17 protein-coding genes are annotated in these 13,851 nt (G+C 63.7%); 6 read left to right on the plus strand and 11 right to left on the minus strand.

Annotation, left to right across the window (positions count from 1 at the left end):
• Window positions 1-255 precede the first annotated feature (255 nt).
• Genes FLQ03_RS08985 through FLQ03_RS08995 form a run of 3 tightly spaced genes read right to left on the minus strand, consistent with a single transcriptional unit; the run spans window position 256 to window position 1,826 of the window.
• The gene (locus FLQ03_RS08985) at window positions 256-717 is read right to left on the minus strand and encodes a SixA phosphatase family protein (protein ID WP_144371098.1); all 462 of its coding nucleotides are present in this window, start codon (window positions 715-717) and stop codon (window positions 256-258) included.
• Window positions 718-769: 52 nt separating this feature from the next.
• Window positions 770-1,477: an LrgB family protein gene (locus tag FLQ03_RS08990; protein WP_144371099.1), complete on the minus strand. Its 708-nt coding sequence runs from the start codon at window positions 1,475-1,477 to the stop codon at window positions 770-772.
• Window positions 1,470-1,826 carry a CidA/LrgA family protein gene (locus FLQ03_RS08995; protein WP_144371100.1) on the minus strand — a complete coding sequence of 119 codons (357 nt, stop codon included), beginning with the start codon at window positions 1,824-1,826 and terminating at the stop codon, window positions 1,470-1,472. Before FLQ03_RS08995 ends, FLQ03_RS08990 begins: the two co-directional genes overlap by 8 nt.
• Before the next feature lie 69 nt (window positions 1,827-1,895).
• Between FLQ03_RS08995 and FLQ03_RS09000 the strand changes: the two genes are divergently transcribed.
• The 3 genes from FLQ03_RS09000 to FLQ03_RS09010 all read left to right on the plus strand — a co-directional run bounded on the left by FLQ03_RS09000 (window position 1,896) and on the right by FLQ03_RS09010 (window position 3,687).
• A complete protein-coding gene (locus FLQ03_RS09000; RefSeq protein WP_240802242.1) occupies window positions 1,896-2,420 on the plus strand; it encodes a chorismate--pyruvate lyase family protein in 525 nt (174 codons plus the stop codon).
• Window positions 2,417-3,301 carry a 4-hydroxybenzoate octaprenyltransferase gene (gene ubiA, locus FLQ03_RS09005; RefSeq protein ID WP_144371102.1) on the plus strand — a complete coding sequence of 295 codons (885 nt, stop codon included), beginning with the start codon at window positions 2,417-2,419 and terminating at the stop codon, window positions 3,299-3,301. Before FLQ03_RS09000 ends, ubiA begins: the two co-directional genes overlap by 4 nt.
• A 71-nt stretch (window positions 3,302-3,372) precedes the next feature.
• Complete coding sequence (locus FLQ03_RS09010) at window positions 3,373-3,687, plus strand: DUF2322 family protein (RefSeq protein WP_144371103.1); 315 nt, start codon at window positions 3,373-3,375, stop codon at window positions 3,685-3,687.
• A gap of 106 nt (window positions 3,688-3,793) precedes the next feature.
• Here FLQ03_RS09010 and FLQ03_RS09015 read toward each other — a convergent pair whose 3' ends face one another.
• The 8 genes from FLQ03_RS09015 to purM all read right to left on the minus strand — a co-directional run bounded on the left by FLQ03_RS09015 (window position 3,794) and on the right by purM (window position 11,322).
• Entirely contained in the window at window positions 3,794-5,038 is a 1,245-nt protein-coding gene (locus FLQ03_RS09015) for a uracil-xanthine permease family protein (protein WP_144371104.1), read from the minus strand.
• A gap of 80 nt (window positions 5,039-5,118) precedes the next feature.
• Window positions 5,119-5,772 (minus strand): hypothetical protein, encoded by a 654-nt coding sequence (locus FLQ03_RS09020; protein WP_240802243.1) that lies wholly within the window; start codon window positions 5,770-5,772, stop codon window positions 5,119-5,121.
• A gap of 68 nt (window positions 5,773-5,840) precedes the next feature.
• Window positions 5,841-6,473, minus strand: coding sequence for a uracil phosphoribosyltransferase (gene upp / locus FLQ03_RS09025; RefSeq protein WP_144371105.1), 633 nt, complete (start codon window positions 6,471-6,473; stop codon window positions 5,841-5,843).
• A 270-nt stretch (window positions 6,474-6,743) separates the two neighbouring features.
• The gene (grxD, locus tag FLQ03_RS09030) at window positions 6,744-7,064 is read right to left on the minus strand and encodes a Grx4 family monothiol glutaredoxin (RefSeq protein WP_206210926.1); all 321 of its coding nucleotides are present in this window, start codon (window positions 7,062-7,064) and stop codon (window positions 6,744-6,746) included.
• A gap of 76 nt (window positions 7,065-7,140) precedes the next feature.
• The gene (locus FLQ03_RS09035; RefSeq protein WP_144371107.1) at window positions 7,141-8,394 is read right to left on the minus strand and encodes an RsmB/NOP family class I SAM-dependent RNA methyltransferase; all 1,254 of its coding nucleotides are present in this window, start codon (window positions 8,392-8,394) and stop codon (window positions 7,141-7,143) included.
• Window positions 8,378-9,550: a DUF3108 domain-containing protein gene (locus tag FLQ03_RS09040; protein ID WP_144371108.1), complete on the minus strand. Its 1,173-nt coding sequence runs from the start codon at window positions 9,548-9,550 to the stop codon at window positions 8,378-8,380. Before FLQ03_RS09040 ends, FLQ03_RS09035 begins: the two co-directional genes overlap by 17 nt.
• Window positions 9,547-10,185 (minus strand): phosphoribosylglycinamide formyltransferase, encoded by a 639-nt coding sequence (gene purN, locus FLQ03_RS09045; RefSeq protein ID WP_144371109.1) that lies wholly within the window; start codon window positions 10,183-10,185, stop codon window positions 9,547-9,549. Before purN ends, FLQ03_RS09040 begins: the two co-directional genes overlap by 4 nt.
• Before the next feature lie 99 nt (window positions 10,186-10,284).
• On the minus strand, window positions 10,285-11,322 hold the full coding sequence (gene purM, locus FLQ03_RS09050) for a phosphoribosylformylglycinamidine cyclo-ligase (protein ID WP_144371110.1): 1,038 nt from the start codon (window positions 11,320-11,322) through the stop codon (window positions 10,285-10,287).
• Window positions 11,323-11,407: 85 nt separating this feature from the next.
• On the opposite strand from purM, the gene FLQ03_RS09055 reads away from it, so the two are divergent.
• From FLQ03_RS09055 to FLQ03_RS09065, 3 genes are read left to right on the plus strand one after another with little or no spacing between them, the layout of a single operon-like run.
• The gene (locus FLQ03_RS09055) at window positions 11,408-12,484 is read left to right on the plus strand and encodes an AI-2E family transporter (protein ID WP_144371111.1); all 1,077 of its coding nucleotides are present in this window, start codon (window positions 11,408-11,410) and stop codon (window positions 12,482-12,484) included.
• Between the two features lie 19 nt (window positions 12,485-12,503).
• On the plus strand, window positions 12,504-13,181 hold the full coding sequence (gene hda / locus FLQ03_RS09060) for a DnaA regulatory inactivator Hda (protein WP_144371112.1): 678 nt from the start codon (window positions 12,504-12,506) through the stop codon (window positions 13,179-13,181).
• A 1-nt stretch (window position 13,182) separates the two neighbouring features.
• Window positions 13,183-13,851 (plus strand): histidinol-phosphatase, encoded by a 669-nt coding sequence (locus FLQ03_RS09065; protein ID WP_144371113.1) that lies wholly within the window; start codon window positions 13,183-13,185, stop codon window positions 13,849-13,851.

A 13,851-nucleotide genomic window follows, 5' to 3' on the forward strand; every position in this document is an offset into this window, starting at 1 on the left:
GTGCAAGTATTTGGCAGAGCCAGACACTTACACCTATCGGTTATTTGGTTTGTTTAAAGAGCGGTGCTGACTTCGCTTTGTTTGCGTCGTCAGCTGAGGAGGCGAACTATACCCACCACGCCCTGGGCCGTCAACACCCTGCCTGCAAAAAAGTGCAAGTAATTGCATAAGTGGCTGATTTGCAAAGGTAGCGAAAAGCAAAAAGGTTGGCCGCATGCGGCCAACCTTTCTATTTGAACAAGCATAAAGCCGGGTTCAGAGCGATTCCAGCATGGCCGGGGTCATCATGGCTTTGAGGCGGATCTGCTCGATACCGTGCCGTTCGCGGTGATTCAACCACCAGATGGCGCCCTTCTTCACGCTCCACAGCAGCGGCTGCTCGCTGAGCAGTGTTGCCGCCAGGCGGCCGATATACGGCTGGTGGCCAACCAGCACGATGGTTTTACCGCAGGCAGGCCAGCCAACGGCTTGTAGTACTTGCTCGACGGACGCGTCCGGATTCAGCGCCGGCAGGATTTCGTAGCTCTTGGCCAGGAAGGACGCGGTTTGCTGCGAGCGTACAGCCTCGGAGGCCAGCAGGCGGTAATCGCTGGGCAGTTGTTTGTGCAACCAGTTAGCCATCTGGCGGGCTTGTTGTTGGCCACGGCGGGTCAGCGCGCGGGCCAGGTCGTCGTTGCCGTCTTCGGCTTCGGCGTGTCGCCACAGAATCAGGTCCATGGTGTACTCCTCGAAATGTTGTTATTAGGTGATGCAGTCTACACGGGCGTGATTACAGCAACAGGTGCACCAGTATCGGGGCGAGTACCGCGGTAAACAAGCCGGTCAGCCCCATTGCCAGACCGGCAAACGCGCCGGCGGTTTCCGATAGCTGGAATACGCGTGCCGTGCCGATGCCGTGTGCGGCCACGCCGGTGGCCACGCCCAATACCACGTCGTCGCGGATACGCAGCAGGCTGGCCAGCGGTTTGGCACAGACGGCACCGATGATGCCGGTGACGATGACAAACGTGGCAGCCAAGGCCGGAATGCCGCCCAGCACTTCGGCGACGCCCATCGCGATCGGCGTGGTGACCGAGCGCGGCGCCAGCGACATCAGCATCTCGCGCGGCATGTCGAACAGCAGGCCACTGACCACCGCCGTCACCACCCCGGCCACGCTGCCGGCCACAATCGCCAGCAAGACCGGCAGCCCGCTTTTGCGCAAACGTCCCAGGTTGTTGTACAGCGGGATGGCCAGCGCCACGGTGATCGGCCCCAGCAAGAACTGGATAAACGCCGCCCCCTTCATGTATTGCTGGAAATCCATACCCAACAGCAGTAGCACGCCGACGACGATGGTTGCCCCCAGCAGCACGGTATTGGCCAGCGGATGGCCGTGGTAGCGGCGGCTGGCTATCAGCGCCAGGCGGTACGCAGCCAGCGTCAGCAGCAGGCCGGTCAGCGGCGAGCTACGCAACCAGTGCAATAACTCAGTCATGCCCCCTCCCCTGCTGCCAGCGCAGCGCCAGCTTCAGCACCAGTGCGGTAATGACGAAGGTACCAAGCGTGGACAGCAGCAACACCAGCGTTAACGCCAGCGGCCGTGCCGACAGCATGGGCCAGAACGCGATGATGCCAACACCGGCCGGAATGAACAGCAAGGACATATGCGTCATCAGCCGCGGTACGTTATGGCGCAGCGTGTCCGGCAAGCCGCGGCGGGCGCACAGGGTAAGAAACAGCAACAGCATGCCCAAGACAGCACCGGGCACCGGCCAGCCAAAGGCTCGGGCCACCAGCTCGCCAGCAAACTGGTAGCCCAGCAGCCAGAGGAAAGTTTCGATCATGACAATATATAAGCCAGGTTGGCCGCAAGGGCAGGACAGCGCAAAGCGCGTTTTGGCATAATGCGGGCCATGAATGATAAAGCCTATTGGTCGGCCAGCTTGCCGCCGGGTTCGCCGGCATGGCAGGCCTGTGTCGGCACCCGTGGTTCGCTGACCGAACACCTGATGGCCACCGGCCGCCAATTCAGCGTCGATGTGCTGGCACAAGGCCCGGCCGACGTGCACGATGACGAGCTGGACCTGCTGCAGGTTAACGCAAAGCAGACGGTTTATGCCAGACACGTTCGATTGCTGCTGGACGGCGTACCTGTCGTCGCCGCGCGCAGCGTCACCCGCGAAGACTGCCAGGTGTGGCAGCCGATTCTGGCGCGTGGCAGCCGCTCGCTGGGGCTGACGCTGTTTGGCGGCTTGCCCGGCCTCGCCCGCGAGGCACTGCAATTTGCCACGCTGGACGCGACACACCCGCTGGCGCAGTTGGCCGCCGTGCCTGACGCTGCCGCGTTACAGGCCCGCCGCTGTCGTTTTACCCTGGCAGGCTCGCCGCTTCTGGTGTGCGAGGTGTTCCTGCCGGCTCTGGAGCCGATGCTGAAATGAATACTGCTGTCTGGCGCGAACGCGCCACCGTTTATGGCCAGCTGATGCGGGTAGACCGCCCGATCGGCACCCTGCTGCTGTTGTGGCCAACCTTGTGGGGGCTGTGGCTGGCCTCGCACGGGCGGCCGGACTGGCTGGTGCTGGGTGTATTTGTGGCCGGCACCTTCCTGATGCGCTCTGCTGGTTGCGTGATCAACGATTATGCCGACCGCCATTTTGACGCCCACGTGGCGCGCACGGCGCAGCGGCCGTTTGCCCGCGGCGCCGTTACCGAAAAAGAGGCACTGCTGCTGGCCGCCGCGCTGGCACTGCTCAGCCTGCTACTGGTATTGCCGATGAACGGGCTGACGCTGCTGATGAGCGTCCCGGCCGTCTTCCTGGCGGCCACGTACCCGTTTACCAAGCGCTTCTTCCCGTTGCCGCAGGCCTACCTGGGGCTGGCGTTTTCGTTTGGCATTCCGATGGCGTGGGCAGCGCAAACCGGCGAGGTCGCTCCGACCGCCTGGTGGTTGCTGGCGGCCAACCTGTTCTGGACCGTGGCCTACGACACCGCTTACGCGATGGCCGACAAGCCGGACGACCTGAAAATCGGCATCAAGACCTCGGCCATTACCTTTGGCGACCATGACGTCAGCGCCATCATGCTGTGCCACGCCGTATTCATGGCGCTCATGCTGGGCCTGGGCGTGCAGCAGCAGCTGCACTGGCCGTACTTTGCCAGCCTGCTGCTCAGTGCCAGCCTGATCGCCAAGCAGTACACCGAGATCCGCACCCGCGACCGCGCGCTGTGCTTCAAGGCCTTTATCGATAACAATCGCGTCGGCATGGCCATCTTCGCCGGCGTATTGCTGGATTACCTGCTGTTTCCGCTGAGCCGATAAAATTTATCGATACCCACTGGAAATAGCGCCAGCGCGTACCCAACTCCGGGCAATAACCCCGGAGTTTTTTCATGCCCGCTTTTGCCGATATCCTGCCTACCCTACCCGCCATCGATGGCATCGCCGCCCTCAGCCTGCACAATGCCGCCGGCGAACAAGTCGCCCTGCTGGAAAACAAACCCGGCTCGGCCGGCTCGGTGCGCCTGTACCACGCACTGTGGCTGCAGCACGGCTGTATCAACCATGCCGCCGCCCAGCAAGGCCTGGCGCTGTACGCCGAACACACCGCCGATGCGCTGGCTTTCCCCGGCAAGCACCCCAATATCGACCGCCTGCTGGCCCTGCAGGAAGGCGACAGCCTGAGCGTCACCGTCATCCCGGCCTGATCGCGCCGCCTAACGGCGCCTGCCCGTCAGCAATGAAAAACCCCCGGTCTGCGCCGGGGGTTTTCTCTGGCGGGTTGGCTGTTGCGGCCAACCCTGACCGTAACGCTTACACGTCCTGACCTTCCACAATGCCGTCGTGGCTGGCCGACTTGCCAGGCAGGATCAGGTTCAGCACCAGGGCCAGCACCGAGCACAGCCCCACGCCCACCAGGCCGAAGGAGCCGAATTTCAGCTCCAGGCCACCGATACCGGCGGTGAGTACCACCGAGATGATCACCAGGTTGCGCGGCTCCATCAGGTCGACCTTGGCTTCGATCAGCGTTTTCAAGCCGATGGAGGCGATGGTACCGAACAGCAGCACCATGATGCCGCCCATCACCGGCATCGGGATGGACTGCAACAGCGCGTTGAACTTGCCGAAGAACGCCATGGCAATGGCGAATACCGCCGCCCAGGTCATTACCACCGGGTTGAAGTTGCGGGTAATCATCACCGCGCCGGTCACTTCGGCGTAGGTGGTGACCGGCGGGCCGCCGATCAGGCCGGCCACGCACACGCCCAGGCCGTCACCGGCCAGCGTACGGTGCAGGCCCGGCGTCTTGGTGTAGTCCTTGCCGGTAACCCCGCCGATGGCCATCACGCCACCAATGTGTTCGATGGCAGGGGCAATCGCTACCGGCAACATGAACAGCGCGGCGGCCCAGTTCACTTCCGGCGTATGGAACACCGGGGCGGCAAACCACGGTGCGTTGGCCACCTTGGCAAAGTCCACCACGCCCATGAAGGCAGCGGCGACGTAGCCGACGGTGACGCCGGCCAGAATCGGCACCAGCTTGAACATGCCGCGGGCAAAAATGGACACCGCGATGGTGGTGGCCAGCGAGATGGCAGCCAGCAGCAGCGAGGTTTCGTAGGGCATGACCTGTTGGCCACCGGCACGGCCCATGGCCATATTGGAGGCGGCGCCGGCCACGGACAGACCGATGATCATGATCACCGGGCCGATCACCACCGGCGGCAACAGCTTGTTCACCAGCGCCATGCCGCGCCATTTGACGATGGCGGCAAACACGAAGTACATGAAGCCGGCAAAGAACAGGCCGAACATGGTGGCCGCCTGGCCCCAGGTCTGGATCGAGTAAATGATGGGGCCGATGAAGGCGAACGAGGAGCCCAGGAAGATGGGCACCTGACGGCCGGTACACAGCTGGAACAGCAGCGTGCCGAAACCGGCGCCCAGCAGCGCCATCGCGGGGTTCAGGCCGGTCAGGAGCGGCACCAGCACCAGCGCGCCAAAGGCGACGAACAGGATCTGGGCGCCCGAGAGGGCTACTTTCAGTTGTTGAAACATGGGTTTTCCCTTTTTTGTTGTTGAATCCCTTGTGCGCAGCGCCACCTGCCGGCAGCGCGCGCTTGTAGCTGCACGGCTGCCTACACCGTGCAGTACATCACCGCCTGCGCGATGATGTTGTTCTCTGCGGCCACCAGTGTGCTGTGCTGGCGAAACTGCCGCACCATGTCCTGCACGCGGCGGTAGGTGTCGTAACACGGCTGCGCCCGGTAAGCGATATCCACCCCCAGCCGCGCGGCCAGCTTCTTGATGGTGGTCGGCTTCACGCACACATGCTGTTGCGGGTCGCTGTACGCCAGAAAAGCGCTGACCAGCGGCCACTTGGCGGCATTGGCGTTGTTGTCGTGGCGGCAAAGCAGCAGCGCATCGACAAAATCGTCAAAGCGGCCGGCATCGCACTGCGCCAGTACCGCTTGCAGGCGCTGCACGAACGGCTCGTGCACGTCGCTGAACGCCAGGTAATTGCGGAAAGCAATCTTCTCGAAAGTGCTGATGGTGGTGCAACGGCCGGCAAACTGGCGGCAGGCTTCGCTGACCTCGGCGTAACGACGCTGCTGCAACGCGGCCAACAAGGCCGGCTGCGACAGCGGGCCGTCGAACAGCGCCATCGCCTGCAGCGTGCTGCGGTGTTTCTTGCCCAGTGCTTGCCACGCCGGGTCCTGCAAACCACCGGGGAAGCGCAGCAGAAAGTCCTGCTCGATCTGCGCTACCTGCGCCAGACTGATGCTGCTCATCGTGCTGCCCTCCCAGGTTGGCCGCGCCTGCAAAAAAGCCGCTCTTGCAAGCGGCTGTCTGCCAGGTATCAGGCGTGTTTGGTACCGAAGATCTTGTCGCCGGCGTCACCGAGGCCGGGGATGATGTAACCGTGCTCGTTGAGGTGGCTGTCCAGCGACGCTGCCACGATCTGCACGTCCGGGTGCGCCTCGTTCACGGCCTTGACGCCTTCCGGCGCCGCCACCATCACCACCGCCTTGATCTGCTTGCAGCCATTGCGCTTCAGCAGGTCGATGGTGGCGATCAGCGAGCCGCCAGTGGCCAGCATCGGGTCGATGATCATGGCGATGCGCTCGTCCAGGTTGCCGACAAACTTCTCGAAGTAGGACACCGGTTCCAGCGTTTCTTCATTGCGGGCCAGGCCCACCACGCTGATCTTGGCCGACGGCACCAGGTCGAGCACGCCGTCCAGCATGCCGATACCGGCGCGCAGGATGGGCACCACGGTCACTTTTTTGCCCTTGATCTGCTGCACGTCGATGGGGCCGCACCAGCCATCGATGGTGACGGTTTCCAGCTCGAAGTCGCGGGTGGCTTCGTAAGCCAGCAGACGCGCCAGCTCCTGGGTGAGCAGACGGAATTTCATGGTGCTGATGTCGCCTTCGCGCAGCAGGCCGAGTTTGTGCTGCACCAGCGGGTGATTGACAACGGTGATGTTCATGACGGTCCAAACCTTGGCAAAAAGCGGCCGCGCCGGGGCAGGCCCGCGCAAACCGCTTTCTCGATACGGAAAACCGGCAGCCGCAGGCCGCCGGTTCGCTCAAATTGGTATGGGGCAATATTGTACCCGTAAACAGCCGTTTGTATCCACGCTCGCAGTGCAGGGTTTCCCCTTTTCGGGCAGTGTCGCGCGGCACGGCAGGCCGGCGGGCAAAACAAAACCCGCCGTGAAGGCGGGTTGGGTATGACAGGCAGCAAGGTTGGCCGCAGCTTAAGCGGCAAACTCTTTCAGCAGTTCTTGCAGTTCGCCGGCTTGGTACATTTCGTACATGATGTCCGAACCACCAACGAACTCACCCTTCACGTACAGCTGCGGAATGGTCGGCCAGTTGGCGAAGTCCTTGATGCCCTGACGCACTTCCGGGTCGGCCAGCACGTCGACGGTAACGAACTTCTCGACGCCACAGGCCTTGATGATCTGCACGGCGCGGGAGGAGAAGCCGCACTGCGGGAAGGTGGCGGAGCCTTTCATGTACAGCACGACCGGGTTTTCGGTCACGGTCTGGCGGATGGTGTCCTGAATCGACATGATCTTCCTTTTTGCAATAAGGGCCGGGCGAGTACCCGACAAATTCAATCAGCTATTCTAGAGCCGGCAGCGCCGTGACTCAAGCCTTGCGCTGCAATACGGCGGCAAAAAAACCGTCGCTATTGTGCAGGTGCGGGCGCAGGCTCAGGTAGTCGCCGGTATCCAGACCGATCTTCATCTCCGCCAGCAGCGCATTGGCCGGCAGCAGTTCGAAGTCGGGGTGGCTTTCCAGGAAAGCGGCCACGATGTCCTGGTTTTCCGACGGCAGCAGGCTGCAGGTGGCGTACACCAGACGGCCACCTGCACGCACCAGGCGCGAAGCGGACGCCAGGATGGCGGTTTGCTTGGCGTTCAGTTCGGCCACGCTTTCCGGGCTCTGGCGGTATTTGAGGTCCGGGTTGCGGCGCAGGGTGCCCAGGCCGGAACACGGCGCATCCACCAGCACGCGGTCGGCCTTGCCGGCCAGGCGCTTCACCTTGGTGTCGTTCTCGTGCGCGATCAGCGTGCTGTTGACATTGGACAGGCCGGAACGTGCCAGGCGCGGCTTCAGGTTGGCCAGGCGTTTCTCGGAAATATCAAACGCGTACAGGCGGCCGGTGGACGCCATTTGCGCGCCCAGCAGCAGCGTTTTGCCGCCGGCACCGGCGCAGAAATCCACCACCATCTCGCCACGACGGGCACCGGTGAGCAGGCCCAGCAGCTGGCTGCCTTCGTCCTGCACTTCGATGGCACCGCCGACAAACAGCGGGTGACGGGTGAGTGCCGGCTTGCCTTTCAGGCGGATGCCGATCGGCGAGTACGGGGTGGGCTCGCAGGCGATGCCGGAATCCTGCAGCTGCACCAGTGCGTCGTCGCGGCGCATTTTCAGCGTGTTGACGCGCAGGTCCAGCGGCGCAGCGGAGGCAAGGCCCTTGCCCAGCGCCACAATGTCGCCCTCTTCCTGCTCGGCCAGCAGGCCGATCACCCAGGCCGGCAGGCCGGCGCGGGCCGACAGCTCGGCCGGCAGCTCGGCGCCTTTGACGCCAGCCAGCCACTCACGCTCGCTTTCTTTCAGGATGCCGTCCAGCTCGCGCAGGTTGGCGCCGCCGATGCGGACCAGCGTAACCAGCGCCAGGCGGCGCGAGTTCACCTGCTTGCCGCACAGCGGGCGCAGGCTTTCCAGGTGGCGCAGGCAGGCAAACGCGGTTTCGGCGATCAGGTGACGGTCGGTGCCGCCCAGCTTGCTGTGCTGGCGGAAGTGCGCGGTGAGCACGGCGTCGGCCGGGCGGTCAAAGCGCAACATGGCGAACAGCACCTGTTCCAGATGGTTGAACTGGCTAACGTTTACTTTCATTGTTTTGTCTCGGTTGTCGCGGCGGCTGTTTCCAGACAGTGTCGCCGTCAAATTCAATCAGGGTGGCGCGCAGCTCGATGCGCTTGTCCTTGTCGGCACGCAGGATGCGCACCGGGATGTTGCCGAAGTCCGGCGCCAGCCAGAATTCGGTGAGTTCGTCGTCCTGGCGTACCCGCACTACCACGGCGCGGATGACGCCCTTGCCGGTATCGAAATCGGTTTCGCCCTCTGGCCGCAAGGCCATGCGGTACACCTTTTTGCCGGTGGTGATCTGCACCGGCGCGTCGCCCATCTTCTTGCCGCGCAGCGCCAGTTGCACCCCCATGCTCAGCCAGTCTTGCGCACCGGCTTGCAGCGGCTCGCTCTTGGCTTCCTTATCACCATAGGCCAGCGTGCCGCCGGCCCAGTCGAATTGTGCGTACTCGCGCGCCTGGCCGTCACGGGTGGCCTTGAAGCGCTCGGGGCGTAAGCCTTGCGCTGTGATATTGCCGACCGTTTCGTAACGCAATTTCGGGCCGACAATCGGCGTCACGTCGGTAACAAGGCTGTAACTGCCCCCGTCGCGCTGCCAGCGCATCTCGCCATTGCCCAGCAGCACGCCAGACAGGTACAAGCCGTACTGCATGCGGGCCTGGGCCGGAAAGCGGGTAATGCGCTCGTCGGGCTTAACCAGGTCCGGGTTTTCCACCGCATCCGGCTTGGCGTCGGCCACCTCGGCCACCGGTGCGCTAGCCGCCGGCTTGGCAGCCGGAGTTTCGGCCACGGCCGTACTGGCTTGCACTTTTTCTGGCGGCAGCTTGGCCGCCACAGCGGGCTGGCTGGCTTCCACCTTCGCCACGGCGAGCGGTGCGCTGGCCGTGATTTTTCGGGGTTTGCGCGGCGTGTGCTTGGGTTTGTCTGCCACCGGCTGCGACGCCTCGCCTACCGGTACGCCCAGCGTACCGGCGATGCGTGGCGCACTGTGCGCCGGCGGCTTGGGGGTGTCCATTTGCATGTCCTGCAGCGTGGCGCTGAGCTGGCGCAAGGCCGGGTCGTCGGGCATGTCGATGCCGTCAAACGACACCAGCCCGCTGCCCAGCGCCAACAGGTGCGCCAGCAGGGACAGGACGAAGGCAACCAGCAGCAGGCGGGTTGCCGGTTTGCGCCAGCGCTTCAACGCGGCGCCGGCACCATCAGGCTGGCGCCGGCTTCGCTAGCGGCCACGCCGCTGACGCGGCTGCCGCTCACCTGCAGTTCGCCGGCCACAAACTGGCGCACAGCTTGCGGGTACAGCTGGTGCTCCAGCTGCAGCACGCGGGCAGCCAGCGCCGCTTCGGTATCGTCGTCCAGCACCGGTACCACGCCTTGCGCCACAATCGGGCCGTGGTCGAGTTCGGCCGTGACGAAGTGCACGGTACAACCAGCCACCTTGCAGCCCATGTCGATGGCGCGCTGGTGGGTGTGCAGGCCGGGGAAAGACGGCAGCAGCGACGGGTGGATGTTCAGCATGCGGCCTTCGTAGCGTGCGGTGAAGGCCGGGGTCAGAATGCGCATGAAGCCGGCCAGCACCACCAAGTCGGGGGCGAAGGCGTCGATCTCGGCGGCCAACTGCGCGTCAAAGGCGTCGCGGCTGGCAAACTGTTTGTGGTCCAGCCCGACGGTGGCAATGCCGCGCTCGGCGGCCCAGGCCAGGCCCGCCGCATCCGGACGGTTGGCGATCACCGCCGCAATGCGGGCGCCGGGAATACCGGCGTCGACGATGGCCTGCATATTGGAGCCACGGCCGGAAATCAGGATGACGATGTTTTTCATGGCAGCAGTAAAACGGTTAGGCAGAGGCAGAAAGAAAGGTTGGCCGCAAACGCAAACGCCGCCAGCACTGCCGGCGGCGCTTGGCATCAGGCAGACTGCTTAAGCAACCTGGGTCTGGTGCTCGTCGCCGTTGCGGGCGCGGATGACGCCAATACGGGACACGGTTTCACCCTGTTCGGTCAGGAAGGCTGCCGCAGCGTCGGCATCGGCCGCGTCAACGATCACCACCATGCCGATACCACAGTTGAAGGTGCGGTACATTTCCTGCGCGTCCACATTGCCTTCGGCCTGCAGCCACTGGAACAGCTTGGGCAGCTGCCAGCTGCCGGCGTCGATCTGGGCCACGGTGTTTTCCGGCAGTACACGCGGGGTGTTTTCGGTAATGCCACCGCCGGTGATGTGCGCCATGCCCTTCACGTTCAGCTTCTCCATCAGCGCCAGCAGCGGCTTCACGTAGATGCGGGTGGGGGCGATGATGGCGTCGCGCAGGGTCTTGTCGCCGTCAAACGGGGCGTCCAGATCAGGCTGGGCGCGCTCGATGATCTTGCGCACCAGGCTGTAACCGTTGGAGTGCACGCCGTTGGACTTCAGGCCCAGCACAACGTCGCCCGGCTTGATGTCACGGCCGGTGATGACCTTGCGCTTTTCAACCACACCGACGGCAAAGCCGGCCAGGTCGTATTCGCCTACCGGGTACATGCCCGGCATTTCGGCCGTTTCACCGCCGATCAGTGCACAACCGGCTTGCTCGCAACCTTCGGCAATGCCTTTGATGACGTCGGTGGCTTGCGGCACATCCAGCTTGCCGCAGGCGAAGTAGTCCAGGAAGAACAGCGGTTCGGCACCCTGTACCAGAATGTCGTTGACACTCATGGCCACCAGGTCGATGCCGACGGTATCATGCTTGTTCCAGTCGAAGGCGAGCTTCAACTTGGTACCGACGCCGTCAGTACCGGATACCAGGACAGGTTCCTGGTATTTCTTGGAGATTTCCACCAGTGCGCCGAAACCGCCGAGGCCACCGAGGACTTCCGGGCGCATGGTGCGCTTGGCAAACGGCTTGATGTTTTCGACGAGCGCGTCGCCCGCGTCGATGTCGACGCCGGCATCACGGTAACTGAGGGACGTGGTGTTCAAGGTAGACTCGCTTTCTGCTAACGTGATCGTTTTGCTGCTGTCTGGGCTTCTGGCCCAAAGCGGCTGTATTTTAACTGAAAAGCCGATGGAACGCTCCCGCTCTGTTTATCTTCCGTGGTTGATTCTCGCTATCGCCCTGGCCGCCGCGGTTTGGCTGGTCGGCAGGCTGGCGGGCGTACTGGCGCCGTTTGTTACCGCCGCGGTGCTGGCTTACATCCTCGACCCGCTGGTGGACCGCCTGCAAGAACGCGGCCTGTCGCGCACGGTATCGCTGCTGCTGGTGATGGCCAGCGGCTTTCTGGCGGTGCTGGGGCTGATCCTGATCGTGGTACCGATGCTGGTAGCACAAGGGCAGGCGCTGATTGCCAAACTGCCGGTGCTGGTGGACTTCGTGCAGCACAGCGCGTTGCCAAGGATCAACGCCTGGCTGGGCACCAGCCTCAGCATCGATAGCGACAGCTGGCGCCAGGTGCTGAGCCAGAACGCCGGCAACGTGCGCCAGACGCTGGCGCGGGTAGCGCCACAGCTAACCCACGGCGGCGCCCTGCTGCTCTCGATGCTGGCCAATCTCAGCTTGCTGCCCATCCTGCTGTATTACTTCCTGCACGGCTGGGACGATATGGTGGCGCGCATCGCCACGCTGATTCCGCGCCGCTGGGCCGGCGAAGTGGGCCGTCTGGCCCGCGAGGTGGACAGCATGCTGGGCCAGTTCCTGCGCGGCCAACTGTCGGTGATGCTGATCATGGCTGCCATTTACGGCGGCGGCCTGCTGCTGGTGGGGCTGGATTCCGGCCTCGCCATCGGCATCATTGCCGGCCTGCTGGTATTTATTCCTTACCTGGGCGCCTTCCTCGGCCTGCTGCTGGCCACGTTGGCCGCGCTGCTGCAGTTCGACAGCTACAGCGGCATCCTGCTGGTATGGGGCGTGTTTGCGGTAGGCCAGATGCTGGAAAGCTTCCTGATTACGCCCTATCTGGTGGGCGAGCGCATCGGCCTGTCGCCGGTAACGGTGATCTTTGCGCTGATGGCGTTTGGCGAGCTGATGGGCTTTGTCGGCGTGCTGCTGGCGCTGCCACTGGCCGCCATCAGCGTCATCCTGATGCGCCATCTGGTGCGGCATTATTTCAATAGTGGCTTTTATCAGCGTAAAATCGACCCCTGACCTATTTTGACCGCATCCGATGTTGGATCAGCTTGTTCTAGACCTCACGCCCACCCCGCTGCCCGCTTTCGATAATTTTCTGGCACAGCGCAACCGCGAAATCATCTCCGCCCTCACTGCCGAGGCCGGGGAGCGCTTCGTGTACCTGTGGGGCGAGCCCGGCTGCGGCAAGACCCACCTGCTGCAAGCGTGGATCGCCCACGCCGAGCGCATGGGCCGCGCCTCCATCTACCTGGACGCCCAGCACGAACAGCTGCCCGACTTCGCGCGCGAAGCCAGCTTCATCGCCGTCGACCACGTCGACGACCTGGCGCCGGACGACCAGATCATGCTGTTCTCCATCTACAACTCGCTGAAGGAAAGCGGTGAAGGCCGCCTGCTGATGGCCGGCCGCCAGCCGCCGATGCAGGCCCCGGTGCGCGACGACCTGCGCACCCGCCTGGGCTGGGGCCTGGTGTTCGAGGTGAAGGCGCTGTCGGACGACGACAAGCTGGCCGCCCTGCGCCATCACGCCGCCAGCCGCCAGCTGGCCATTGGCGACGACGTCTTCCGCTACCTGCTCACCCACTGGCGGCGCGACCTGTCCAGCCTGATTACCATGCTGGATACGCTGGACCGCTACTCGCTGGCCATGCGCCGGCCCATCACCGTGCCGCTGGTGAAAAACGTATTGCAAACCGCCAACCCCGGAACCTGACATGAATCTTGCCCTGTTTGACCTCGACAACACCCTGATTGCCGGTGATTCCGACACCGAGTGGCCCAAGTTCCTGATCAAACGCGGCATCCTGGACCCGGACCACCACGCCCGCCAGAACGACTACTTCTACGAGCAGTACAAGGCCGGCACGCTGGATATCTACGAATTCCTCGACTTCCAGCTGGCACCGCTGGCGCGTTTCAGCCGCAGCGAACTGGACGCCCTGCACGCGCAATACATGCAGGAACACATCTTGCCCATCATTCCGCAAAAGGCACGCGAGCTGGTGGCCGCGCACCAGGCGGCCGGCGACGTGGTGATGATCATCACCGCCACCAACCGCTTCATTACCGGCCCCATCGCCCGCGAGCTGGGCGTCGAACACCTGATTGCGGTAGAGCTGGAACAAGACGCCGACGGCAACTACACCGGCAAACCCACCGGCGTGCCCAGCTTCCAGGCCGGCAAGATCACCCGCCTGAACGACTGGTTGGCCGCACGCGGCGAAACGCTGCAAAGCTACGCCAAGACGTACTTCTACAGCGACTCGCGCAACGACCTGCCCTTGCTGTCCATCGTCAGCCACCCGGTTGCGGTGGACGCCGACGACACGCTGCTGGCGCACGCCCAGGCACACGGCTGGCCCGCCATCACGCTGCGCGACTGA

This window comes from Vogesella urethralis (assembly GCF_007644045.2).
GTDB classification, from domain to species: Bacteria; Pseudomonadota; Gammaproteobacteria; order Burkholderiales; family Chromobacteriaceae; genus Vogesella; species Vogesella urethralis.

Bases quoted from the DNA above. Each gene is read 5' to 3' on its own strand.
- FLQ03_RS08985 (WP_144371098.1), bottom strand. From the start codon at position 717: ATGGACCTGATTCTGTGGCGACACGCCGAAGCCGAAGACGGCAACGAC.
- FLQ03_RS08990 (WP_144371099.1), bottom strand. From the start codon at position 1,477: ATGACTGAGTTATTGCACTGGTTGCGTAGCTCGCCGCTGACCGGCCTG.
- FLQ03_RS08995 (WP_144371100.1), bottom strand. From the start codon at position 1,826: ATGATCGAAACTTTCCTCTGGCTGCTGGGCTACCAGTTTGCTGGCGAG.
- FLQ03_RS09000 (WP_240802242.1), top strand. From the start codon at position 1,896: ATGAATGATAAAGCCTATTGGTCGGCCAGCTTGCCGCCGGGTTCGCCG.
- ubiA (WP_144371102.1), top strand. From the start codon at position 2,417: ATGAATACTGCTGTCTGGCGCGAACGCGCCACCGTTTATGGCCAGCTG.
- FLQ03_RS09010 (WP_144371103.1), top strand. From the start codon at position 3,373: ATGCCCGCTTTTGCCGATATCCTGCCTACCCTACCCGCCATCGATGGC.
- FLQ03_RS09015 (WP_144371104.1), bottom strand. From the start codon at position 5,038: ATGTTTCAACAACTGAAAGTAGCCCTCTCGGGCGCCCAGATCCTGTTC.
- FLQ03_RS09020 (WP_240802243.1), bottom strand. From the start codon at position 5,772: ATGAGCAGCATCAGTCTGGCGCAGGTAGCGCAGATCGAGCAGGACTTT.
- upp (WP_144371105.1), bottom strand. From the start codon at position 6,473: ATGAACATCACCGTTGTCAATCACCCGCTGGTGCAGCACAAACTCGGC.
- FLQ03_RS09035 (WP_144371107.1), bottom strand. From the start codon at position 8,394: ATGAAAGTAAACGTTAGCCAGTTCAACCATCTGGAACAGGTGCTGTTC.
- purN (WP_144371109.1), bottom strand. From the start codon at position 10,185: ATGAAAAACATCGTCATCCTGATTTCCGGCCGTGGCTCCAATATGCAG.
- FLQ03_RS09055 (WP_144371111.1), top strand. From the start codon at position 11,408: ATGGAACGCTCCCGCTCTGTTTATCTTCCGTGGTTGATTCTCGCTATC.
- hda (WP_144371112.1), top strand. From the start codon at position 12,504: ATGTTGGATCAGCTTGTTCTAGACCTCACGCCCACCCCGCTGCCCGCT.
- FLQ03_RS09065 (WP_144371113.1), top strand. From the start codon at position 13,183: ATGAATCTTGCCCTGTTTGACCTCGACAACACCCTGATTGCCGGTGAT.